Below are 743 nucleotides of genomic sequence, written 5' to 3' on the forward strand. Positions count from 1 at the left end.
TGCGGGCCACGGCGGTCGGCAGGCCGGTCAGCGCGGCGGCCTCGGCGCGGACGCGCGGGACGGGATCGGCGGCGAGCCGCTCGTACGCGGCGGGGGTGAGCGCCGCACGGAACTCGACGGCGATGCTGACCAGTGCCCAGCGGCGGCGGTCGTCCTCCTCGGCGAGGACGAGTCGGCTCCACTGGGCGGGGCTCAGCTGCTGGGTGCCGGTGTCGATCAAGGCGCAGCGCACCTGCCAGTCCGGGTGCGCGAGGAGTCGGTCGATCAGGTCGGCGGGCAGCTGCGGGCCGTGGAACCGCCGGGTCCGTACGACGAGGTCGAGCCGGAGATCGTCGGGCAGGGCGGGGTGGGACAGGAGCCCGATCGCCCATTGCTCCCGGGTCCGCGGGAGAATGCGCAGCGTGCCGAACAGGCCGGCCCAGGCCGCCTCCCGGTCCTCCTCGCTCTCCTCCCGCGCCAGGCGCCGGGCCCGCTGTTCCTGGTACGCCGGGACGTCGGCGACCACGATCAGCCAGATCTCGTCCTCCTCGGTGGTGACGCCGATCAGCGTCCGGCCGTCCGGCGAGAGCGTCATGAACTCGGGGCAGCCGGGCTGGTTCCCCAGGACCTCCGCGAGCCGCCACCGCTCCCCGAGCCGGACCCGGAACCAGTCGCCGACCCCCAGCGTGACCAGGAAGCCCCCGTCCTCGTCGAACAGGCCGTGCGCGCCGGCCAGCCGGAACCACTGCGCGTCGGTGTCGGCG

The 743-nt window shown here is 75.1% G+C and carries 1 pseudogene; it reads right to left on the reverse strand.

The features are described from left to right. A pseudogene (locus G3I40_RS18920) lies at positions 1–743 on the reverse strand (PE-PGRS family protein); the annotation flags it as partial.

The organism is Streptomyces sp. SID14478 (assembly GCF_010548525.1).
In the GTDB taxonomy this organism is placed as follows: domain Bacteria; phylum Actinomycetota; class Actinomycetes; order Streptomycetales; family Streptomycetaceae; genus Streptomyces.